Below are 21,518 nucleotides of genomic sequence, written 5' to 3'. Positions count from 1 at the left end.
AGGGAGCCTGTCGATGGAATTCCTTTTGTTTATCTTTGGCGTCTTCACGCTGAGTGTGGCCTGGCGGGCGCGTAGCGAGGCGCGTCAGGCGAAGAAGCTGGCGGCTGATCTTCAGCGCCAGCTGGCCGAGTTGCGGGAGACGGTGGTGGCGGCAGTAATGCGGCCGCAAACCGCGAGGGCGGATGCCAGTGCGCCAGTTGCGCCCGCAGCGGCGCCTGCCGCGTCCTACGCGCAAAGCTGGGCTGCCAAGTCGCCGCCAGCGACAGAGCCAGTTGCGCCACCGCGCGCCGCTCCACCTCCCACAGCCGCCGATATCGCCGCTTTCGATCCGACCAGGCCATTGCGCGCCGCGCAGCCGGCCGTAACTGCAGCACCTGCCGACGTGGCAGACTCTGCCACTTTCGAAGCGGCCGCGCCCTCGCCCTCGCCCTCGACGCTGCCTGCTGCGCAAGCCGACGCAGACACGGTCGCGAGCGCCGCCGGCTCCGGCTCCCGCTCCGACGCATCCGCCCCTGCACCATCACGCCCTGCCCTGCAGCCAAGCCAACCGCCCAAATGGCTGCTGGCCGCCAAGGCCTGGCTATTCGGCGGCAATCTGGTTGCCAAGCTGGGCTTGCTGATCCTGTTCATCGGCGTCAGCTTCCTGCTCAAGTACACCGCCGCCCGCGTCAGCGTGCCGATCGAATTGCGTCTGGCCGGGATCGTGCTGGCCGACATCGCGCTGCTGGCCTGGGGCTGGCGCATTCGTCTGAGCCGTCCCGCCATCAGTTTGCCGGTACAAGGCGCGGCGCTCGGCGTGCTGATGCTGGTCACCTTCGGCGCCTTCCGGCTGTATCACCTGATCCCCGGCGGCATGGCCTTCGCGCTGTTGCTGGTGCTGACCGTCTTCACCTGCCTGCTGGCCGTGCTGCAAGACGCGATGTGGCTGGCCATCTTCGGCATCGTCGGCGGCTTTGCGGCGCCGATCATGGCCTCCAGCGGCGGCGGCAGCCACATCGGCTTATTCAGCTACTACGCGCTGCTGAACGCCGGCGTGCTGTACCTGGCGCTGTACCGCTCGTGGCGGCCGCTCAATCTGCTGGGCTTCTTCTTCACCTTCGCCATCGCCACCGCATGGGGCGTACTGCGCTACACGCCGGAGAATTACCTGTCGGTGCAGTTGTTCCTGCTGCTGTTCTTCGCCTTCTACGTCTCGATCCCGCTGGCGTATGCGCGCCAGCAGGCGGTCAAGCTGAAGAGCTACGTCGACGGCACGCTGGTGTTCGGCACGCCGATGCTGGGCTTCGGCTTGCAGTTCAGCCTGGTGAAGGACATGCCATTCGGCGTCGCCTTCTCGGCGCTGGCGCTGGGCCTGTTCTACATCGGCCTGACCACCGTGCTGCGCCGCCGTCCAACGCTGGCGCTGCTATCGGATGCCTTCCTGGCGCTGGGCGTAGTGTTCGGCACGCTGGCGATTCCATTCGCGCTCGACGGTCGCTGGACTTCCGCCGCGTGGGCACTGGAAGGCGCTGGCATCGTCTGGATCGGTCTGCGTCAGAAACAGAAACTGGCGTGGATGTTCGGCCTGCTGGTGCAAGCCGGCGCGTGGCTATCGTTCTTCGGCACCGTCACCGGCCTGTCGGCGACCAAGGCGCTGGAATCCAACCTGTGGCTGGGCTTCATCTTGCTGTCCATCACCGCCTTCTTGATGGCGATGCGTTTCCGCGCGCAGGACGAAAGTAGCAATAAGCTGTTCACTCTGCTGGCGTCGGCATTCCTGGCCTTCGCCTCGGTATGGCTGATCGCCGGCGCCTGGACCGAAATTTTCCTGCGCACCGACGGCGTGGCGCAGGCCAACCTGCTGGTGATCAGCGCGTTGCTGGCAGCCATGGTGCTGTACTTCATCGCCCGAAAGATGCAATGGCGGCTGGCGAGCGCGCTGGCGCTAGCGGCGCAAGGCGTGGCCGGCGTCATGCTGGCCGCACTGACAGTATTGCAATGGAACTGGGGCGCCGCCTCGCCCAACCTGTTCGACAAGCCGGTGCTTGGAGCGCTGCTGATCGCCGCTGGCGCGCTGTTCAGCAGCTGGTCACTGATGCGCAATGATGGCGCCAAGCCCGGTACCGTCAACTTCGCACTGTCGCGCATCACCATGCTGTGGGGCGGCCTGTGGTGGTACATCATGACCGCGCCCAATCTGGCCGGCTGGCTCGCAGCAAGCTACGCGCCGATCGAAGATGCCGGTTGGTATCGCCCCGATGTGATGGCCATGGCCGTCTACGGCATGCTGGTGGCCGCCAGCGCCATTCCGGTCACGCTGCTGGCGCGCCGCCTGCAATGGCAGTCGCTGCGCGTGCTGGCGACGCCGACCTGGATCGGCTTGGCGATCGCCACCGCCGGCATGCTGGCGCAGTTGTATCTCGACACGCGCCTGCCGCGCGCCTCGCTGTGGCTGGCCTACGCCGCCCTGTGGCTGGCCAGCGAATGGATGCTGCGCGCATGGCCGCGCAACGGCTGGCCGCTCGGTGCGGCGCCGCTGCGCCTGCTCCACGTCCTGCGCACCGGCGGCCTGTGGCTGATGATCTGGCCGGTCGCCGCGATCTGGATCACGCGCTGGCTGCACGGCGCCGACAGCGCCGAAGCACAATTGCTGGCCGAAGCTGGATGGGAAACCAGCGCCAGCTGGGCTCGCTTCATTCCGGCCTGGCTGATGATGGCCGCCATCGGCTGGCTGATGCAACGCAGCCGCCGCGACGTCTGGCCAACCGCGCCGGTCAGCGCCTGGTATCAACGCTGGCTGATACCGCTGGCCTGCGACTGGGCGTTGCTGCTGGTGGCGGTATGGAATCTGTCGCAGAACGGCGCCATGGCGCCGCTGCCCTACATCCCGCTGGTCAACCCGCTGGACCTGACCACCTGCTTTGCACTGCTGCTGGCCTGGAGCTGCTACCGCCTGCTGCAACAAGCGCCGGCGGCCGACACACCACGCAAGCCGCTCCTGGAAAAATGGCAACTGGCACTGGCCGGCGCCTTGATCGCCTACGGCTGGTTCAACCTGGCGCTGCTGCGCACGGTATCGAACTACATGGACATCCCGTATGATTTCAACGCCATGTTCGCCTCGCAGTTTGTGCAGGCGATGCTGTCGCTGGTGTGGAGCATCACCGCGCTGCTGCTGATGCACTTTGCGGCGCGCCGCAGCCTGCGCGGCGTCTGGATCGTCGGCGCGGTGCTGCTGGCATTGGTGGTGGCCAAGCTGTTCCTGGTGGACTTGTCGAATGTCGGCGGTGTCGAGCGCATCGTCTCCTTCCTCGGCGTCGGCGCACTGATGGTCGGCATCGGCTACCTGGCGCCTTATCCGACGCAAACCGAAACCAAAGCGGAGACCGCATGAAGAAAATCCTGATCGCCGCCTGTGCCGGCACGCTGATGACCGCCGCCTCTGCCAGCGACACACCGCAGGACTACACCCACGTCCTGCCACTGACTACCAGCGCCAAACAAGGCGTGCTGCAACTGCGCCTGCCGAAAGACGTCTACCTGCACGCGCGTTCGCCAATGCTGGACGACCTGCGCGTGTTTGACGCCAGCGGCATGCTGCAACCGTTCGCGCTGCGCACGCCCGGCGCCGAAGCGCGCATCAGCCACCGCGACCGGCCGCTGACAATCTTTCCGCTGACCAGTGCGGCCGGTCCGGCCTCGCGGCTGGACCTGGACGTCAGCACCACCACCGATGGCCGGCTGGTCTCGGTCAAGCTGAAGCCGGAAGTAGGCGCCGCCACGACCACCGTGCCACAACTGGCCGCGCTGGTGCTGGACCTGGGCAAGGACGCGGCCAACACGCCCGTCGATGCGCTGCGCTTCACGCTGCCAGCCGGCACGCAGGAATACAGCGCCCAGGTCTGGCTGGAAACCAGCAACGATATGAAGCAATGGGACACCGTCGGCGCGGCCGAATTAAACTGGCTGGTGAACAAGGACGCGCAGACGCTGTCCAACGACCGCCTGGCGTTCAACGCCCGCAGCTTCCGCTACGCGCGCCTGAGCTGGCGCAGCGGCACGCCGTTGCAGTTCGCCAGCATCACCGCCGAGCAGCCGACGCAGACCAGCACCGCGCTGCCAGCCGAGCAATTGCTGATCCAGCCGACCGCCGGCAAGCAGCCGCAGGATCTGCTGTACGCCACGCCGCCCGCCATCGCGCCGCTCAAGGCCGGCTTGCAGTTCAGCGACAACAATGCGGTGCTGGCCGGCACGCTGGGTGTCTACCGCGAACTGCCGGCGCGCCAGGCGGGACAAGGCGCCACCTGGCGTTTCGATCCGCTGGTCAGCTCCACCTTCTACCGCATCCTGCAAGGCGACCAGGTGCGCAGCTCGGGGGACGTCGACGTGCCGCCGGTGCACGCCACGCAATGGGTGCTGCGCACCAGCGTACCGTCGCCGCTCAAGCCGGCGCTGCGCCTGAACTGGCAGCCGGCCACGCTGGTATTCCTCGCCAGCGGCAACGGACCGTACACGCTGGCGGTCGGACGCGCGAGCGCTACGCCGGTGGCGCGCGACCTGTCACAAGTCGCGCCCGGTTTCTCGGATGCGGAAGTTCAGAAATTGGAACAAGTCAGCGCCGGCCCGGCCGTGCAGCAGCAAGGCAGCGGCGTGCAGGACGCCAGCAGCGCACTGGAAGCGGCCACCGCCGCCCAGCGCCGCCTGATCGTGCTGTGGGGCGTGCTGCTGCTGGGCGTGGGCGTGCTGGGCTTTATGGTTTGGCGGCTGGTGCGCTCATCACGTTCAACACCGCCAGCGTCATAGCCTGGGCAGCCGTCTTGATCGACGGCTCCGGCACCGGCGCGTAGTACGGCGAGTGGTTGAAGGCGACCGGCTTGCCGCCGTGCTCGGCTTCAGCCACGACTTTCGGATCGTACACGCCGGTGAAGAAGAACATGCTCGGCACACCCTGGTTGACGTACTGCGAGAAATCCTCGCTGGCCGTCATGGCCGGCATGCGCGAGACGTTGGCGTCGCCGAAGGCTTTCTTCAGCACGCCTTCGGTGCGCGTTACCAGCGCGTCGTCGTTCTCGATGGCGATGCCGCCGGGGATCAGTTGCACATCCGGCGCCGGCGCATCGGCCATGGCGGACGAGGCGTTGGCGACGCGGCGCACACCGGCCAGGATTTTCTCGCGCACCGCCGGGCTGTAGCTGCGGATGGTGCCGCGCACTTTCACCGTATCCGGAATGATGTTGCCGACCGTGCCGCCGTTGATGGCGCCGATGGTGACCACGCCGAATTCCTTCGGATCTTTTTCGCGGCTGATGACGGTCTGCACATCGACCACGAAACGGGCGGCGATGGTGATCGGATCGAGCGCCTTGTCCGGCGCCGAGCCGTGACCGCCGCGGCCCTTGAAGGTGATCTCGATTGCATCCGAGTTGGACGACACCGCGCCGCTGTTGTAGCCGATGGTGCCGTAGGCCAGCGGCCAGCTGTGCAGCGCGAACGCGTAGTCCGGTTTGCCGAAGCGCTTGAACAGGCCGTCATCCAGCATGGCCTTGGCGCCGGCCACGGTTTCCTCGGCCGGCTGGCCGATGAACATCAGCGTGCCCTTCCACTGCGACTTGAGCGCCACCAGCGTGCGCGCCGTGGCCAGCCAGGCCGTCATGTGGACGTCGTGACCGCAACTGTGGGCCGCGCCGTTGGTGCTGGCATACGGCAGGCCGGATTTCTCATCCATCGGCAAGCCATCCAGCTCGGTACGCACCAGCACCATCGGGCCGGGGCCGTTCTTGTAGATCGCCACTACGCCGGTCTTGCCGACTTTTTCCGTGACCTCAAAACCGATCTTGCGCATTTCGGCGGCCAGCTTGGCGGCAGTGCGCTCTTCATGGAAGGCGATTTCCGGATGCGCGTGCAAGTCCTTGTAAATCGCATCCAGTTGCGGATACATGCCGTTGATCAGGGTGCCGGCATCCTGGGTTTGAGCTTGGACTTGCGCGGCCGCAGCGGCCAGTAGTGCAACGATCGGTAAGAGTTTCATCGGTTCCTTTTAGTCGGTGTGCAACTTCATGGTGGCGTTGGGGAATTCACCTTTGACGATCTGCGGCATCACCAGCAGCGATTTGTCGATGGCGCGTTCGATCAGTTCCTGGTCTTCGCGGCGCGGGCGGTGCAGCACGAAGTCTGCCACCTGCTGCGCCAGATTCAGCGTGCGCGGGTGGCCGATGCCCAGGCGCAACCGCCAGTAATCCTGCGTGCCGAGTGCGGCCGTGATGTCTTTCAGGCCGTTGTGGCCGCCGGCCGAGCCGCCCTTCTTAAGGCGGGCGATGCCGGGCATCAGGTCCAGCTCGTCGTGGACCACCAGCACTTCGTCGGCATTGATCTTGAAGAAGCGGCACAGCGCGCCGACCGACTGGCCGGAGCGGTTCATATAGGTCAGTGGCTCCAGCAGATAGACTTCCTGGCCCGCGATGACCGCTTTGGCATACATCGCGTTGTACTTGCTCTCGCGCTGCAGGCGCGCGCCGCTGTCGTTGGCGAGATTGTCCACCAGCCAGAAGCCGGCGTTGTGGCGGGTTTGTTCGTATTCAGGGCCGGGGTTGCCGAGGCCAACGATGAGACGGATGGGCATGACGCAGTCAGGTAATGTTGATATGTGATTATGACGAAAAAAAACCCGCCAGCGGCGGGTTTTCTCTGAAGGAACTAAGAATTACTTCTTGGCTTCTTCGGTGGTAGCAGCAGCTTCAGCAGCAACGTGGCCAGCTGGTACCGATGCGGTAGCGATGGTCAGGTTGTTACCGTGGGTGACAGCGGTCACGCCTTTTGGCAGGGTCAGGTCAGCAACGTGAACCGAGTGGCCAACGTCCACGTTCGACAGGTCAACGGTGATGAATTCTGGCAGGTCGCCTGGCAGGCATTCGATGTCCAGCTCGTTAGCAACGTGGCTGATGGTCGCGCCGTGCAGTTTCACTGCTGGCGATACGTCAGCGTTAGCGAAGTGCAGAGCCACTTTCACGTGGATTTTTTTGCTGGAATCAACGCGCTGGAAGTCAGCGTGCAGAACCAGTTGTTTGAACGCGTGCATCTGGAAGTCGCGCAGCAGCACTTTCTGTGCTTTGCCGTCGATTTCCAGGTCCAGGATCGACGAGTGGAACACTTCTTTTTTCAGCGCGTGGTACAGCGCGTTGTGGTCCAGCGAGATAGCGATCGGGGCTTCGGTGCCACCGTAGATGATGCCAGGGGTTTGGCCCGAATTGCGCAGGCGGCGGCTCGCTCCGGAACCTTGCAATTCGCGTTTGAATGCAACAACTTTCATGTGTAACTCCAATAATAAACAGGACTTGCGCCCTGTGTGATGAAGCGCCCCGCGACCAGGCGCGCTTCGGGAAAAACGGCGCCCCCGGTAAAAAACCGGGGGCGCCGCCTCAAAACTGATACTGTATTGTTCGCTTAGTCGACGAACAGGGAGATCACGGAATCGCCCTTGATGATGCGTTTGAAGGTCTCTGCCAGCAGTGGTGCGCAGGTCAGTTGACGAATCTTGGTGCATTGCTTGGCCGCTTCCGACAGCGGAATCGTGTCGGTCACCACCAGTTCGTCCAGCGACGAGCTGTTGATGCGGTCGATTGCAGGACCGGACAGCACGGCGTGGGTGCAATACGCCACGACTTTTTTGGCGCCGCGTTCTTTCAGCACTTCCGCAGCCTTGACCAGGGTACCGGCGGTATCGACCATGTCATCCATAATCACGCAGTTACGGCCTTCGACGTCACCGATGATGTTCATCACTTCGGACACGTTGGCTTTCGGACGGCGCTTGTCGATGATGGCCAGGTCGCAGCCCAGGCGTTTTGCCAGGGCGCGGGCACGCACCACACCGCCGACGTCCGGCGACACGACCAGCAGGTCTTCGTTGTTCTTCTTCTGCAGGTCGCCCAGCAGAATTGGCGAAGCGTAAATATTGTCAACCGGGATATCGAAGAAGCCCTGGATCTGGTCTGCGTGCAGATCCATGATCAGGACGCGCTCGACGCCGGCTTCTTCCAGCATGTTGGCAACCACTTTGGCCGAGATCGCAACGCGCGCCGAACGTGGGCGGCGGTCTTGACGGGCGTAACCAAAGTAAGGAATGGCGGCGGTGATGCGGCCGGCCGATGCGCGCTTCAACGCGTCAACCATCAGGATCAGTTCCATCAGGTTGTCGTTGGTTGGCTGGCAAGTCGATTGCAGCACGAAGACGTCTTTACCGCGGACGTTTTCGTTAATTTCAACCATGACTTCACCGTCCGAGAATTTCGAGACGTTTGCTTTGCCGAGGGGGATGCCGAGATTTTTTGCGACTCCCTCTGCCAACGCAGGATTAGCGTTGCCGGTAAAAACCATCAGGTTTTCGTAAGCCATTGGGATTCCAGAGAAGTTGTAGAAGATTCTTTGAAGAGCCAGCGCGAGCCGCGCCGCACTGAACTAAATGGAATGAGGCGCATCGTGCGCCTCACTTTTTGCTCTACCTGGCCGGAGACTAGTGCCTCGACGGATCCAGATACAAACGAATGGCAGGGGAACAAGGATTCGAACCTTGGTATGCTGGAATCAAAATCCAGTGCCTTAACCAGCTTGGCGATTCCCCTACGCAACTTGCTGCTTGTCGCTACAGGCCAGTATTATACAGCCATTTCAGCGATTCGCAAAATCTTTTTTCCGCTTCACAACTTCGCGATGATGGGATGCTGTTGCAGCGCTTGGGCTTTCCAGGCTATCCACTTGGCAGGCACTTTTGCAAGTACCGCGTCGGCGTCCGCCTCGGTTGCTACCGCACTGAACACACATGCACCGGAGCCAGTCATTCTGGCATCACCGTAAGCACTGAGCCATTCTACCGCTTCTGCTACCGGCGGGAATAACTTCGTTGCTACCTGTTGCAAGTCGTTCTTTCCAAACGCCGATGTTCTGGAGTGGCTGGAAAAGTCCGATATATTAACGAGCGGCGTGTCCCTTGTCAAATGTTCTGAACCAAAAATTGCAGCTGTCGGCACCATGACACCCGGTTCGATAACCACATACCAACATTGCGGCGCGGAGACCGGCTGCAAGGCCTCGCCCACGCCTTCGGCGAACGCGGTTTCGCCAAAGATAAAGAACGGAATGTCGGCGCCCAGCGGCAGCCCCAGATCCATCAGCTCCCGCTTGCTCAGGCCGGCATTCCACAGCTTGTTCAGCGCCATCAGCGTGGTGGCGGCATCGGACGAACCGCCGCCGACGCCGCCGCCCATCGGCAGCACCTTGTCGATGGCGATGTCGACGCCGCGCGGCAAGGCACCGGTGCGGCGCAGCACTTCCCCTTGCAGCAGCCTGGCGGCGCGGATGATCAAATCGCTCTCTTCCGGCACGCCGGGCAAGTCGGTCACGCGGCGCAGCGCCGTGTCGTCGCGCAGCGTGAAGTGCAGCGTGTCGCCGTGGTCGATCAGCTGGAACACGGTTTGCAGCAGGTGGTAGCCGTCGGCGCGGCGGCCATTGACGTGCAAGAACAGATTGAGCTTGGCCGGAGCCGGGCAGTTTCTTAATTCGGTCATGCCGGCATTTTACTGGTCGGGCGCATCGATGAAAATGCGGATGTTCATGTCGTCCACCGCCTGCCCCAGGGCGATGCGGGTGGCGTAGATCAGCTTAGGCTTGGGCACGGCGGCTTTTTCATCCTGCCAGTCGACGTATTCCAGCTTCCAGCCGTCGCGCGTGATCACGGTATCGTTGGCTGGCGAGGCGGTGAACGGCTTGCCGTCGCTGTCGGTGGCGTAGCCTTGCAGCCAGTAGCGCAGGCCGGAGACCGGCAGCGTCCAGCCCAGCGCTTTCTGGGTCAGCGCATCGACGTTGGGCGCGGTCTGCGGCGGCGCCTTGTCACCCTGGGTCAGCGTGGCCGAGTGCGGCGTGACCTTGATCACGGCAATCATCTGCCCCAGCGGCGCGGTCAGGCTGACGTTGACGTTGTCCTTGTCCTGCTGCCAGTCGTACTTGCCAGTCATCGATTCCTTCTTGCCGTCGCGGCTGAAGTTGATGGTCAGGCGGCCGGTCAGCTCGGTCTTGTCGCTGTACGGCGCAACTGCGGCGGTGGAACGCGGGCCGGTGGTGGCGCAGCCGGCGACAGCAGCCGACAGGGCCAGTGCCAACAGCAGCGGCCGGAGGAACGATGGTGTAGTCATTTATAAGCTTTGGTTGAGGCGCGCCAGCGTACTCTTGAGCGCGTCGTTTTTCGGATCTTTGGCTTGCGCTTCTTTCCACATCTTCTGCGCGGCGCCGACGTCGCCCTTGGCGAACAGCACTTCGCCCAGGTGGACGGCGATTTCCGGATCATTGCGCAGCGCGTAGGCACGGCGCAGCAGCGCTTCCGCCTCGTCCAGGTTACCCATGCGGAACTGCACCCAGCCCATGCTGTCCATGATGAACGGATCGCCCGGCGCCATCTTCATTGCCTTGTCGACCAGCGCGTAAGCTTCCGGCAGGCGCTCATTGCGCTCGGCCAGCGAATAGCCCAGCGCGTTGTAGGCGTGCTGGTTGTCGGGGGCGGCGATCATCACCTGGCGCAGCGCTTTTTCCATCAGCTCCGTATTGCCCACTTTTTCCGCCACCAGCGCAAAGTCGTACAGCAGGTCGGGATTGTCAGGATAGCGCTTGAGGGCGTTTTCCAGCACCTGATAGGCGGCACGGTGGTCGCCGGCGTCGCGCAGCAGCTGGGCGTCGGCCTGGAATACTTGCGCCTGGTCGTTAGGGTCGGTCGGCGTCAGCTCGGACAGCTGCTTGCGGGCCTCGTCGATATTGCCTTTGCGGGCGGTCAGCACGGCCATTTTCATGCGCGCGGCCAAGTAGACTTTTTCGTCACTGCTGTCGACTTTCTCCAGCCAGCTGTAGGCGAGGTCGAAGTCGCCGCGCTGCTCGGCGATCTGCGACAGAATCATCAGCACCTTGGACGGATCGCGCTCGTCATTCGGATGGTCGGCCAGAGTGTTGACGAAGCGGGTGAAGTATTTCTCTGCGTCCGGCAGATTGTCGGCCTGCATCGACATCACGCCCAGCGCGTACAGCGTGGCGATGTTGTCCGGCTGATCTTTCAGCAGAATCAGGAATTGCTTGCGCGCCTCGTCGTACTGCTTGTTGTCGACCAGAATGCGGGCGTAAGCGGCGCGCACCTCGGTCGATTTCGGATATTTTTCGAGGAAGCCGGTCAGCGTTTTCATGGCGCTGTCGATATCGCCCGACACCTGGGCGCTGGTCAGGATTGCCAGTTCGGAATCCGGCTTGATGGCCAGCGCCTTGGCCGACTCGACGCGGGCGCGCGCCATGTCGTTAAGGCCGAACGCGCCTTGCGACAGGATCAAATGCGATTCCAGCGTATCGTCGTAAGGCAGCAGCACGCGTTCCTGCAGCGAGAAGGCAGCGGTCTTGTCCTTGGCGCGCAGCAGGTATTGCTGCATCTGGAACATTACCAGCGGGCGCGCGGCCGGCTTGGCCTTTTTCAGACGGTCCTCGAACGCCGCTTCCGCTTCGCCCAGATCGTCTCCGGTCACGGCAAAGCCGAGGAAGAATTGTGCCGCCTCATCCGAATCCGGCGCCAGGTTGCGCCACAGGCGGATGGCCGACATGGCCTCGCCGTTCTGCTTTGCGGTCAGCGCCATTTCCACCGCACGGCGCGCCAGGCGCGGGTCGCGGGTCTGCTGGGCCAGCGCCATCATGGTGATGTACGGGCCTTGCCACTGCCCTTTCTTGAATTCCAGCTCGGCCTTGGTGATGCGGAACAGCAGGTCGCTGGTCAGATCGTTATTCGGCAGCGCTTCCGGCGCTGGTGCTGGTGCTTCGGCCTCGGCCGGCGCGGCGGCGTCCGCAGCAGCGGCCTCGGCGGGCTGCGGCGTGGCGGCGGGCTCGTCCTGCTGGTGCGGCGCGACAGCGCACGCCGACAGCAAGGCGGACAGGGTTACAATGGCGAAAGCGTTTTTCAAGGGCAGATCCTGGCAAGTCAGCAAAGTACGGTCAGATTTTACGCCGTTCGCATCGCGGGCGGAGTTTGACTAGTGTAACCAAATATTCCGTTACAGCCAGACGTTGCCTCCCATTATTTCCTCAGCCAGTTGAGATAGATGCCAGAATTACCAGAAGTCGAAGTGACACGGCGCGGTGTGGCGCCCCATATCGAAGACCGGGTGGTGCGCGAGGTGGTGCTGCGCCGCGAGGGTTTGCGCTGGCCGTTCCCGGCCGCCCTGCCCCAGCTGCTGGCCGGCCGCAAGGTGCTGCGCACCGGCCGTCGCGGCAAATACCTGCTGATCCACTTCGAGCACGGCACGCTGATCATTCACCTCGGCATGTCCGGCCACCTGCGCATCATGGCCCCCGGCATCGAGCCGGAGAAGCACGACCACTTCGATTTGCAGGTGGAAGGCCCGAACGGCCCGCAGGTGCTGCGCATGAAAGACCCGCGCCGCTTTGGCGCGGTGCTGTGGCACGACGCCGCCGACGGCGAGCTGGAACACCATGTGCTGCTGCGCGAACTGGGCGTGGAGCCGCTGGAAGCGGGCTTCAGCGGCAAATTGCTGTACGATCAGACTCGTCAGCGCAGCGCGCCGGTCAAGCAGGTGCTGCTGGCCGGCGATATCGTGGTGGGTGTCGGCAATATTTATGCATCGGAAAGCTTGTTCCGTGCAGGCATCAATCCGAAGACGCCGGCCAAGCGCATCAGCCTGGCGCGCTACGAGAAGCTGGCGCAGGCGGTGCGCGAGATCCTGGCCGAGGCCATCGTCCAGGGCGGCAGCACGCTGCGCGACTTCATCAGCGTCAACGGGCAGTCCGGGTATTTCCAGCAGACTTATTTCGTCTATGATCGGACTGGCGTGCCCTGCCGTGTATGCGCGGCGCCGATACGCCAGATCAAGCAGGGCCAGCGTTCCACGTTCTATTGTGTGAATTGCCAAAAATAAATAAGGGCACACCAATGATGGTCAGGGATTTCGAACAGTACAGCGCCTGGCGGCAAGGCGTGGTCACCGCACTGAAGAATTATCAGGCGTGGGTGGCCGGCGCATCCCTGGCCGACGCCGCCACCGACCAGCGCATCAGCCGCACGCTGGCGCGGCTGGCCGACGACCAGCTGTCGGTGGCCTTCGTCGCCGAATTCTCGCGCGGCAAGTCGGAACTGATCAACGCCATCTTCTTTGCCGAGTATGGCCAGCGCATCCTGCCGTCGGCGGCCGGCCGTACCACCATGTGCCCGACCGAGCTGCTGTGGAATCCCAACATGGCGCCGTCGATTCGCCTGCTACCGATCGAGACCCGGGCCGACAACCTCTCGACCAGCGATTACCGCGAACAGCCTGCGGCCTGGACGGTGCTGCCGCTGAACCTGGACGCCGGCGCGGAAATGCACGAAGCCTTCAAGCAGGTCAGCAAGACCCGCTATGTGCCAGTGGAAGAAGCCAAGCGCTACGGCCTGTACGACGAGGACGATCCGGACATGCCGGCCACGCTGGACGAGAACGGCTGGGTGGAAGTCTCGCTGTGGCGCCACGCCATCATCAACTTTCCGCATCCGCTGCTCAAGCAAGGGCTGGTGATCCTCGACACGCCCGGCCTGAACGCCATCGGCACCGAGCCGGAACTCACGCTGAACCTGATTCCGAACGCGCACGCGGTGCTGTTCATCCTGGCCGCCGACACCGGTGTGACCAAGAGCGATATCGAAGTCTGGCGCAACCACATCGGCGCCGGCGCCGGCCGGCTGGTGGTGCTGAACAAGATCGACAGCATGTGGGACGAGCTGCGCAGCGAGGAAGATATCAACGCCGAGATCGCCCGCCAGCAGGCCAACGTGGCGCATATGCTGTCGCTGGAACCGCGCCAGGTGTTTCCGGTATCGGCGCAGAAGGCGCTGGTTGGCAAGATCAACCATGACGTCGAATTGCAGGCGCGCAGCCGGCTGCATGCGCTGGAAGGCGCGCTGTTCAACGAGCTGATTCCGGCCAAGAAGGACATCGTGCGCAAGCAGCTGGTGCAGGAATTGCAGGCGCTGAACACGGCGCAGATGGCGATGCTGCATGCGCGCAGCCGCGGCATTGTCGAGCAGTTGCACGAGCTGCGCAGCCTGCGCGGCAAGAACCAGAGCGTGATCTCGCACATGATGCGCCGCATCGATGTGGAGAAGAAGGAATTCGACGCCAGCCTGTTCAAGCTGCAGGCCACGCGCGCGGTGTTCACCCGGCTGTCGACCGAGCTGTACACCTGCATGGGCATGGACATCGTCCGCGACGATATCGAACTGGTGCGCCAGGAGATGCAGCGCAGCCGCTTCTTCACCGGCGTGCGCGAAGCGGTGCGCGGGTATTTTGAACGCACCCGCGCCAACCTCGACGCGGCCGAGCGCAAGACGCTGGAGATCAGCGAGATGATGGGCGTGATGTATCGCCGCTTCTCGACCGAACACGGCTTGACGCTGGCCCTGCCGATGCCGTTTTCGCTGGACCGTTATCGCGATGAACTGGCCAGCATCGAGGCGATCTATTACAAGACCTTCGGCACGGCGACGCTGCTGACCACCAGCCGCGTGACCTTGATGGAGAAGTTCTTCGACACCATCGCCTCGCGCGTGCGCGGCTGCTTCCGCTCCGCCAACAACGACGCGGAAGCATGGCTGAAGGTGATCATGGCGCCGCTGGAGGCGCAGATCCGCCAGCACAAGGATCAGCTGAAACACAGGCTAGGCTCGATCCAGCGCATCCACGATGCGACCGACAGCCTGGAACAGAAAATTGATGCGTTCGAGCGCAGCCAGCAGGAGCTGGAAGCGCAGAAGACGCGTCTGAACGAACTGGCGAATGCGATCGGCATCGCCATCAACGCGGAATTTGTGGCGCTGGACGCCGCAGCCTGATTTAGGAACAGAATGAAAGTTGTAGCAGTAGAGAATTTTGCAGATCCCAGTTTCTCGGCCGATCTGATCGGCTGGCAAAAAGTGCATGGACGCCATGTGCTGCCCTGGCAAAACACCCGCGATGCGTATCTGATCTGGCTGTCGGAAATCATGTTGCAGCAGACTCAGGTGTCGGCGGTACTGGGCTATTACGCGCGTTTCCTGGAGCGTTTCCCGACCCTGCGCGATCTGGCGGCAGCGCCGGTGGAGGATGTGATGGCGCAGTGGAGCGGCCTGGGCTATTACACGCGGGCGCGCAATCTGCACAAGTGCGCGCAGCGCGTGGTGGCGGAGTATGACGGCGTATTCCCGTCCGACCCGCTGCTGCTGGCGGAGTTGCCGGGCATCGGCCGTTCGACGGCGGCGGCGATTGCGGCGTTTTCCAGCGGCAGGCGCGCGGCCATCATGGATGGCAACGTCAAGCGGGTGTTTGCGCGGGTGTTCGGCATCGACAGCTATCCGGGCGAGAAGAAGACCGAGCAAGCCATGTGGCTGCGCGCCGAGGCGCTGTTGCCGGAGGTGGGCATCGAGTCGTACACGCAGGGCTTGATGGACATGGGCGCGACTTTGTGCACACGCAGCAGTCCGTCATGCGAACGCTGCCCGATGCAGCCGCGCTGCGTGGCGTTTGCCACCAACCGCACCAAGGATCTGCCGGTGCGCAAGCCGAAGAAGGCCACGCCCGAGAAACAGGCGGTGATGCTGGCAATTATCGACAATGGGCAAGTGCTGCTGGAACAGCGGCCACCAAGCGGGATCTGGGGCGGGCTGCTGTCGCTGCCGGAACTGGACGGCCATGTGGCGGCGGACGATGACGAGATCGAGCCGGCCGATGATGATGCGCTGTTGCGCCTGGTGGGCAAGTTTGGCGAGATGGAAGCCTATGATCGCTTGTCAACGGTGACGCATGTGTTCACGCACTACAAGCTGCACATTGCGCCGTACCGCGTGACGCTGTCACGGCGGCTGCCGATGGCGGCCGAGGCCGGCCACGTCTGGCTGGATGCCGCCCACATCGCCGACGCCGCCCTGCCCGCGCCGATCAAGAAGCTGCTGCTGGAACTGCTAGGCGACCGCCGCGACGCGCAACAGCGGATGTTCTAGAGACATTTGACCGCGGCCACCACCAACGCCGCGGCGGACAACTGCGTTGCGAACCAGCCAATTGCTAAAACGCGCACCATTCTGTCGATTTTGACTTCGATGTTGGCAAACTTCGCATCAAGTTGAGCGAAATTGACGCAGACTTCGTTGCTCAAGTCGTTCATGATTCGCCTCTACGAATGATAGCGGGCGATCGCCAGCGAGATTGTCGCGTTGGCGATGATGATTGCGACAAACCACTTGATGAGCCGGGTTTCCATTGTGGCGATCTTGGTTTCGAGTTTAGCGATCTCGACGTGGGTGCTGGCAATGGCCGTGTGGACTTTGCCAAACTGCACCGCCACCTCTTCCCGAAAGGCCATTAGCTCGACCTTGGTGGCGCAGTATTTTTCGATTTGTTCCTGCAGCTCCATCACGGCTCCCAACGAAGTACAGCGTACTTCATCATCGGCCGCGCAAGCGTTCAGGTCAAGCTGAACGCCTGCGCTGCTTGAGGCAGATCAGAGCTCGTCCAGCGAGAACAGCCGGCGGTGTTCGCGGATGGCGTAGCGGTCGGTCATGCCGGCGATGTAGTCGGCGATCTTGCGCGCCTGCTTGTTCACATCGCCCGACTTGTCCTGGTAATCCGGCGGCAACAGCACCGGCTCGGCCATGAACGACTCAAACAATTCACGCACGATGCGGCTGGCTTTCACCCGCATGCGGTTGACCTTGTAGTGACGGTAGAGATTCGCATGCAGGAAGCGCTTCAGCTCGGTCGCATCCTTGCGCATGTTCTCGGAAAAACGGATCAGCGGCGGCGCCGCGCGCACGTCGTCGATATGCTGCGGCGCGAACTCGGCGATGCGCGCGCTGGAGGTCTCGATCAAGTCATCCGCCAACGCCGTGATCAAACGGCGCAAGGTTTCATAAATCGCGCGCCGGCCCGACAGGCCCGGAAACGCCAGCTGCACATCGCGCCACAGCCGCGCGAAGAATTCCACCTGCTCCAGCTGCTCGATCGAAATCAGGCCGGACCGCAGGCCATCGTCGATGTCATGGCTGTTGTAAGCGATCTCGTCCGCAAGATTGGTCAGCTGCGCTTCCAGCGACGGCTGCTGGCGGTCGATGAAGCGTTGCGCCACCGGCCCCAGCAGCTTGGCATTGTTCAGCGAACAGTGCTTGAGTATGCCCTCGCGGGTTTCAAACATCAGGTTGAGGCCGTCATACGCGCCGTAGTGCTCTTCCAGCTCATCCACCACGCGCAAGCTTTGCAGGTTGTGCTCGAAGCCGCCGTAGTCGTGCATGCACTCGTTGAGCACGTCCTGGCCGACGTGGCCAAACGGCGTGTGGCCCAGGTCATGCGCCAGCGAAATCGCCTCCACCAGATCCTCGTTCAGCCGCAGGTTGCGCGCCAGCGAACGGCCGATCTGCGCCACTTCCAGGCTGTGCGTCAGCCGAGTACGGAACAGGTCGCCTTCGTGGTTGAGGAACACCTGGGTCTTGTACTCCAGCCGGCGGAAGGCCGACGAATGGATGATGCGGTCGCGGTCGCGCTGGAACTGGCTGCGCGAGGCGTGCGCGGTTTCCGGATAACGGCGGCCGAGGCCGCCTTCCGAATGGGCCGCGTAGGGAGCGAGGTAGGCTTCCGGCGACATGGCTTAAACGCAGGCCGCCAGCGTCGCCAGCAGCAATTCCTGCGGCGCATTGCTGATCTTCGAACCGCCCAGCGAATTCACCAGAATAAACTTGATGGCGCCGCCCTCGTTCTTCTTGTCGACTTCCATCGCTTCCAGCCATTTGTCCACGCCCAGGTCGGGCGCCTTGACCGGCAGGCCGGATGCCGCCACCAGCGCGCGCACGCGCTCCAGCGTGGCCGCGTCGATCAGGCCCATGCGATGCGACAGATCGGCCGCCATCACCATGCCGCAACCGACCGCCTCGCCGTGCAGCCAGGCGCCATAGCCCATGCCGGCTTCGATGGCGTGGCCGAAGGTATGGCCAAAATTCAAAATCGCGCGCAGGCCGCCTTCGCGTTCATCCTGGCGTACCACGTCGGCCTTGATTTCGCACGAACGGGCGATGGCGTAGGCCAGCGCGCCCTTGTCACGCGCCATCAGCTTGCCAATGTTTTCTTCGATCCACTCGAAGAACGCCAGGTCGATCACGGCGCCGTACTTGATCACTTCCGCCAGGCCGGCCGACAGCTCGCGCTCCGGCAGGGTTTCCAGCGTGGCGGTATCGGCGATCACCGCGCGCGGCTGGTAGAAGGCGCCGATCATGTTCTTGCCCAGCGGGTGGTTGATGCCGGTCTTGCCGCCCACCGAGGAATCGACCTGCGACAGCAAGGTGGTCGGCATCTGGATGAAATCGACGCCGCGCATATAGCTGGCGGCCGCATAGCCGGTCAGGTCGCCGATGACGCCGCCGCCGAGGGCGACCAGCGTGGTCTTGCGGTCGGCCTTGCTTTGCAGCAGGGCGTCGAAGATCTGCATCAGGCTGGCCCAGTTCTTGAACTCTTCGCCGTCCGGCAGGATGACCGAGGTCACTTGCTTGCCGGCAGCGCGCAAGCCGCTTTCGACGCGCTCCAGGTACAGCGGCGCGACGGTGGTATTGCTGACGATGGCAACCTTGTTGCCGTGCACATGGCGCGACAGCAGCGTGCTGTCGTCCAGCAGCGACGGGCCGATGGAAATCGGGTAGCTGCGCTCGCCCAGTTCTACGTTTAACAGGATGTTGGATTGTTCGTTCATCGATGGTTCGGCTTGGGTGACGCAGTTGGGCGAGGCCTCGCAGGCCATGGTATCCAGCTGGGTCAGGATGGTCTGAACCATCGATTGTACGTTAGGACGGCCGGTGTCGATGACCAAATCGGCAATTTCCGTGTACAAAGGATCACGGACCGCCATCAATTCTTCGAGTTTTTTGCGCGGATCGGCGGTTTGCAGCAGCGGCCGGTTCTTGTCGTGCGCCGTGCGTTGCAGGATGCTGTTGACGCTGGCACGCAGGTACACCACGGTGCCGCGCGACTGCAGCAGGGCCCGGCTGTCGGCGTTGAGGACGGCGCCGCCGCCGGTGGCCAGCACCAGCCCTTGCTGGCCGCACAGGTCGCGGATGACGTCCGCCTCGCGCCGGCGGAAACTGGCCTCGCCTTCGATTTCAAAGATCCACGGGATCGAGGCGCCGGTGCGCGCCTCGATTTCATGGTCAGAATCAATAAACTTCAGCCCCAGCTTGCGAGCCAGGATGCGGCCGATGGTGGTCTTTCCTGCCCCCATCAGGCCGACTAAAAACACATTTTGCATGCACGGTCCAGGTTATTGCGGGTTACTGCACGTCGTCGACACCCCGTAAGGACTGGTCGCGCCGGGCGGGCGGACGTTTTGTGAAGAATAATCGCCGCTCAATCCTATCAAGTGTACCAGAGAGGTGTAGCGGGACTCCGTGCCGCTGGCCTGGCCGCGGATGGTCAGGTTGACATCGAGCCAGTACACGCGGTCGCGCGGGTACACCAGCGAGACGGTGGCGCGGCCGGTGCTGTCAGTGGTCACGCTCGGCGTCACGGTGACCGGAATGCCCGGATCGAGCGCGCCATTGCCGTTGATATCTTCGCCGGCGTCGAGGATGCCGTTGTTGTTGAGATCCTCATTGGCGCAGGCGGTGCGCGACACCGGCTCCCATGGGCCGGTCGGCAGGGTGTAGCCCAGCGTGCCCTTGTAGTAGAAGGTCGGCAGCACCGACGCCGTCAGCTTGACACCCGACACCGCGTTGCCGGCGGCATCGGACACGATCACCGCGTAGTCCATCTGGTAGGTAGTGCTGTCCGGCGTCAGCACGGTGTTGCCGGTGCCGGCGCTGATGAACAGCGACTTCTGCGCCACCGTCAGGGTAGCGATGGCGGCCGCGTTGGAGCCCTCCACCAGGCGCGCCTGGATGCGTACGCCGTCGGTCGGGGTCACCGAGCTGCCGGCAATGAAGCTGGTGCTGGCGGCGCCGTCGATGCCGGTGGTCACCGACGACGGCTCGGTCAGCTTGCCGCCGCTCGGATCGCTGACGATGGAGAACGCCACGGCGGCATTCTTGACCAGGTTGTTCTGCGCGGTGCCGTCGCGCACCACGGCGCGCAGCGTGGCCTGCTCGCTGGTGCTGCCGCTGGTGTTGGTGCCGATGTTGGCCGGATCGATTTGCAGCGTGATGGTCGAGGTGCTGGTCAGCGGGGCATAGAACTCCAGCGCGGTCTGGGTGGTCTGGCCGCCGGCGCTGGCGGTCAGCGTGGCCACGCCAGGACCGGTGGCGTTGACGTACGCCGTGGCGGCGCCGTTCGCCAAGCCAAGCGCACCGCTCTGCACCGCGGTGCAACCATTGTCGCTGTACACCGTACCGCGCGAGGAGGTGACCGTGACGCTGCTGCCCGGCGCATTGGTCACCGCCACCTGCTGGCAACCGCCAATGGCGGCCGACGATTCGACGTTGCCGCTGCCGTCGAGCACGCGCACGGCAAAGGTCGAGGAATTGATGGCGATGCCGGCCGAGGCCAGCTCCCCCATGGCCTTGACGCTGATCACGTCGGCCGTGCCGCCGCTGGCCGCATAGCTCAGCACCAGCTGGCCGCTGGAATTGGTGACTGCGCTGCCGCCGCCTTTGACGGTCAGCGAGTTGGCGTTGGAACTGTAGGTAACCGGCTTGCCGGTCAGCGGATTGCCGGCCGAATCAACCAGCTTGACGGTGACGTCGGTGCTGGAACCGGCGCTGATGCTCGGCGCGGCACTGATGGTCAGCACATTGCCGCTGACGCGCACCACGATCGGCGTGGCGGTGGCGCCGGTCACGCTGGCGCTGACCTTGATGTCGCGCGAGGTGGCGTCGCCGCCGATGCCCAGCGTGCCGGTCACCAGCCCCTGCGCATTGGTCAGGGCGTTGGTCACGCTCAGGCTGCCGGAGTCCGATTTCAGGCTGACGGCGACGTTCGGCACGACATTGTTGTTGGCGTCGCGCACCAGCGCGGTCACGGTGACGTTCTTGGTGCCGCCGGACGGCAGCGTGCCGGAATCGGCAGTCAGCGTCAACGTCAGCATCGGCGCGGCATTGACCACCTGCACCGTGACGGCATTCGATTTGGCATTGCCGGCGCTGGCGGTAATGGTGATGGCGCGCAGCGACGAATCGCCCTTGACGCTGAGCTTTTCCACCACCTGGCCGGAAGTATTGGTGGTGCGGTTGGTGCTGGTAATCGTGCCCGAGCTGGTGCTGAAACTGACCGTCTCGCCGACCAGCGCATTGCCGCCGCTGTCCTTGACGATGGCCGTCAGCGTGACTTCCGTGCCGTCCAGGCCGGACGACGCGATGGTGGTGGCGTCCGCCGTCAGCGTCACGCTGGCGGCCTTGGACGGCGTCACGCCGTTGCCAGTAGTGCCGGGCGAGCCGCCGCCGCCGCCGCAAGCGGCCAGCAAGCCTGTGCAGGCAAGCGTTGCCAGCCATCCTGTGAATTTATTCATGACACATCCCATAGCCGTTGATGAAGTTA

Annotated in this window: 17 protein-coding genes and 1 tRNA gene; 5 read left to right on the top strand and 13 right to left on the bottom strand. The window is 63.5% G+C overall.

Annotated elements, in window-relative coordinates:
* Window positions 1-13: 13 nt before the first annotated feature.
* Window positions 14-3,373, top strand: coding sequence for a DUF2339 domain-containing protein (locus GTP69_RS24380; protein ID WP_161057312.1), 3,360 nt, complete (start codon window positions 14-16; stop codon window positions 3,371-3,373).
* A complete protein-coding gene (locus tag GTP69_RS24375) occupies window positions 3,370-4,782 on the top strand; it encodes a DUF3999 family protein (RefSeq protein WP_161057311.1) in 1,413 nt (470 codons plus the stop codon). The genes GTP69_RS24380 and GTP69_RS24375 overlap by 4 nt, the downstream gene beginning before the upstream one ends.
* Here GTP69_RS24375 and GTP69_RS24370 read toward each other — a convergent pair.
* The 8 genes from GTP69_RS24370 to GTP69_RS24335 all read right to left on the bottom strand — a co-directional run bounded on the left by GTP69_RS24370 (window position 4,730) and on the right by GTP69_RS24335 (window position 11,954).
* Window positions 4,730-6,007, bottom strand: a complete 1,278-nt coding sequence (locus GTP69_RS24370; protein WP_161057310.1) for an amidohydrolase — start codon at window positions 6,005-6,007, stop codon at window positions 4,730-4,732. The genes GTP69_RS24375 and GTP69_RS24370 overlap by 53 nt on opposite strands.
* Window positions 6,008-6,016: 9 nt before the next feature.
* Complete coding sequence (gene pth, locus GTP69_RS24365) at window positions 6,017-6,598, bottom strand: aminoacyl-tRNA hydrolase (RefSeq protein ID WP_161057309.1); 582 nt, start codon at window positions 6,596-6,598, stop codon at window positions 6,017-6,019.
* A gap of 81 nt (window positions 6,599-6,679) precedes the next feature.
* The gene (locus tag GTP69_RS24360; RefSeq protein ID WP_110846437.1) at window positions 6,680-7,285 is read right to left on the bottom strand and encodes a 50S ribosomal protein L25/general stress protein Ctc; all 606 of its coding nucleotides are present in this window, start codon (window positions 7,283-7,285) and stop codon (window positions 6,680-6,682) included.
* Between the two features lie 134 nt (window positions 7,286-7,419).
* A complete protein-coding gene (locus GTP69_RS24355) occupies window positions 7,420-8,370 on the bottom strand; it encodes a ribose-phosphate pyrophosphokinase (protein ID WP_161057308.1) in 951 nt (316 codons plus the stop codon).
* Window positions 8,371-8,520: 150 nt separating this feature from the next.
* Window positions 8,521-8,597, bottom strand: a tRNA-Gln gene (locus GTP69_RS24350).
* A gap of 75 nt (window positions 8,598-8,672) precedes the next feature.
* A complete protein-coding gene (gene ispE / locus GTP69_RS24345; RefSeq protein WP_161057307.1) occupies window positions 8,673-9,539 on the bottom strand; it encodes a 4-(cytidine 5'-diphospho)-2-C-methyl-D-erythritol kinase in 867 nt (288 codons plus the stop codon).
* A 9-nt stretch (window positions 9,540-9,548) separates the two neighbouring features.
* Window positions 9,549-10,163, bottom strand: coding sequence for an outer membrane lipoprotein LolB (locus GTP69_RS24340; protein ID WP_161057306.1), 615 nt, complete (start codon window positions 10,161-10,163; stop codon window positions 9,549-9,551).
* On the bottom strand, window positions 10,164-11,954 hold the full coding sequence (locus GTP69_RS24335; RefSeq protein WP_161057305.1) for a tetratricopeptide repeat protein: 1,791 nt from the start codon (window positions 11,952-11,954) through the stop codon (window positions 10,164-10,166). It abuts the gene before it with no gap.
* A 138-nt stretch (window positions 11,955-12,092) separates the two neighbouring features.
* Between GTP69_RS24335 and mutM the strand changes: the two genes are divergently transcribed.
* From mutM to mutY, 3 genes are read left to right on the top strand one after another with little or no spacing between them, the layout of a single operon-like run.
* Window positions 12,093-12,926 carry a bifunctional DNA-formamidopyrimidine glycosylase/DNA-(apurinic or apyrimidinic site) lyase gene (gene mutM, locus GTP69_RS24330; protein ID WP_161057304.1) on the top strand — a complete coding sequence of 278 codons (834 nt, stop codon included), beginning with the start codon at window positions 12,093-12,095 and terminating at the stop codon, window positions 12,924-12,926.
* 17 nt (window positions 12,927-12,943) lie between these two features.
* On the top strand, window positions 12,944-14,872 hold the full coding sequence (locus GTP69_RS24325) for a dynamin family protein (RefSeq protein WP_161057369.1): 1,929 nt from the start codon (window positions 12,944-12,946) through the stop codon (window positions 14,870-14,872).
* 12 nt (window positions 14,873-14,884) lie between these two features.
* Window positions 14,885-16,015, top strand: coding sequence for an A/G-specific adenine glycosylase (gene mutY / locus GTP69_RS24320; protein ID WP_161057303.1), 1,131 nt, complete (start codon window positions 14,885-14,887; stop codon window positions 16,013-16,015).
* Here mutY and GTP69_RS24315 read toward each other — a convergent pair.
* From GTP69_RS24315 to GTP69_RS24295, 5 genes are all read right to left on the bottom strand, one after another.
* Window positions 16,012-16,179 carry a hypothetical protein gene (locus GTP69_RS24315; protein WP_161057302.1) on the bottom strand — a complete coding sequence of 56 codons (168 nt, stop codon included), beginning with the start codon at window positions 16,177-16,179 and terminating at the stop codon, window positions 16,012-16,014. The genes mutY and GTP69_RS24315 overlap by 4 nt on opposite strands.
* Window positions 16,180-16,188: 9 nt before the next feature.
* Window positions 16,189-16,428, bottom strand: a complete 240-nt coding sequence (locus GTP69_RS24310; protein ID WP_161057301.1) for a hypothetical protein — start codon at window positions 16,426-16,428, stop codon at window positions 16,189-16,191.
* A gap of 87 nt (window positions 16,429-16,515) precedes the next feature.
* Window positions 16,516-17,652: a deoxyguanosinetriphosphate triphosphohydrolase gene (locus GTP69_RS24305; RefSeq protein ID WP_161057300.1), complete on the bottom strand. Its 1,137-nt coding sequence runs from the start codon at window positions 17,650-17,652 to the stop codon at window positions 16,516-16,518.
* A 3-nt stretch (window positions 17,653-17,655) separates the two neighbouring features.
* Window positions 17,656-19,299 carry a bifunctional shikimate kinase/3-dehydroquinate synthase AroKB gene (gene aroKB, locus GTP69_RS24300; protein WP_161057299.1) on the bottom strand — a complete coding sequence of 548 codons (1,644 nt, stop codon included), beginning with the start codon at window positions 19,297-19,299 and terminating at the stop codon, window positions 17,656-17,658.
* Window positions 19,300-19,311: 12 nt separating this feature from the next.
* Window positions 19,312-21,489, bottom strand: a complete 2,178-nt coding sequence (locus GTP69_RS24295; RefSeq protein ID WP_161057298.1) for a beta strand repeat-containing protein — start codon at window positions 21,487-21,489, stop codon at window positions 19,312-19,314.
* Between the last annotated feature and the right edge of the window lie 29 nt (window positions 21,490-21,518).

It is taken from the genome of Duganella levis (assembly GCF_009857605.1).
Taxonomy (GTDB): Bacteria; Pseudomonadota; Gammaproteobacteria; order Burkholderiales; family Burkholderiaceae_D; genus Rugamonas; species Rugamonas levis.
The sequence above is the reverse complement of the archived record's forward strand: the minus strand, read 5'-3'. Positions and strand labels throughout refer to the sequence as shown.

Excerpts from the sequence above, each read along its gene's own strand:
- aroKB (WP_161057299.1), bottom strand. The coding sequence starts at position 19,299 with ATGCAAAATGTGTTTTTAGTCGGCCTGATGGGGGCAGGAAAGACCACC.
- GTP69_RS24310 (WP_161057301.1), bottom strand. The coding sequence starts at position 16,428 with ATGGAGCTGCAGGAACAAATCGAAAAATACTGCGCCACCAAGGTCGAG.
- GTP69_RS24295 (WP_161057298.1), bottom strand. The coding sequence starts at position 21,489 with ATGAATAAATTCACAGGATGGCTGGCAACGCTTGCCTGCACAGGCTTG.
- GTP69_RS24375 (WP_161057311.1), top strand. The coding sequence starts at position 3,370 with ATGAAGAAAATCCTGATCGCCGCCTGTGCCGGCACGCTGATGACCGCC.
- GTP69_RS24370 (WP_161057310.1), bottom strand. The coding sequence starts at position 6,007 with ATGAAACTCTTACCGATCGTTGCACTACTGGCCGCTGCGGCCGCGCAA.
- GTP69_RS24315 (WP_161057302.1), bottom strand. The coding sequence starts at position 16,179 with ATGAACGACTTGAGCAACGAAGTCTGCGTCAATTTCGCTCAACTTGAT.
- GTP69_RS24355 (WP_161057308.1), bottom strand. The coding sequence starts at position 8,370 with ATGGCTTACGAAAACCTGATGGTTTTTACCGGCAACGCTAATCCTGCG.
- GTP69_RS24340 (WP_161057306.1), bottom strand. The coding sequence starts at position 10,163 with ATGACTACACCATCGTTCCTCCGGCCGCTGCTGTTGGCACTGGCCCTG.
- GTP69_RS24325 (WP_161057369.1), top strand. The coding sequence starts at position 12,944 with ATGGTCAGGGATTTCGAACAGTACAGCGCCTGGCGGCAAGGCGTGGTC.
- pth (WP_161057309.1), bottom strand. The coding sequence starts at position 6,598 with ATGCCCATCCGTCTCATCGTTGGCCTCGGCAACCCCGGCCCTGAATAC.
- mutM (WP_161057304.1), top strand. The coding sequence starts at position 12,093 with ATGCCAGAATTACCAGAAGTCGAAGTGACACGGCGCGGTGTGGCGCCC.
- GTP69_RS24360 (WP_110846437.1), bottom strand. The coding sequence starts at position 7,285 with ATGAAAGTTGTTGCATTCAAACGCGAATTGCAAGGTTCCGGAGCGAGC.
- GTP69_RS24380 (WP_161057312.1), top strand. The coding sequence starts at position 14 with ATGGAATTCCTTTTGTTTATCTTTGGCGTCTTCACGCTGAGTGTGGCC.
- mutY (WP_161057303.1), top strand. The coding sequence starts at position 14,885 with ATGAAAGTTGTAGCAGTAGAGAATTTTGCAGATCCCAGTTTCTCGGCC.
- ispE (WP_161057307.1), bottom strand. The coding sequence starts at position 9,539 with ATGACCGAATTAAGAAACTGCCCGGCTCCGGCCAAGCTCAATCTGTTC.
- GTP69_RS24305 (WP_161057300.1), bottom strand. The coding sequence starts at position 17,652 with ATGTCGCCGGAAGCCTACCTCGCTCCCTACGCGGCCCATTCGGAAGGC.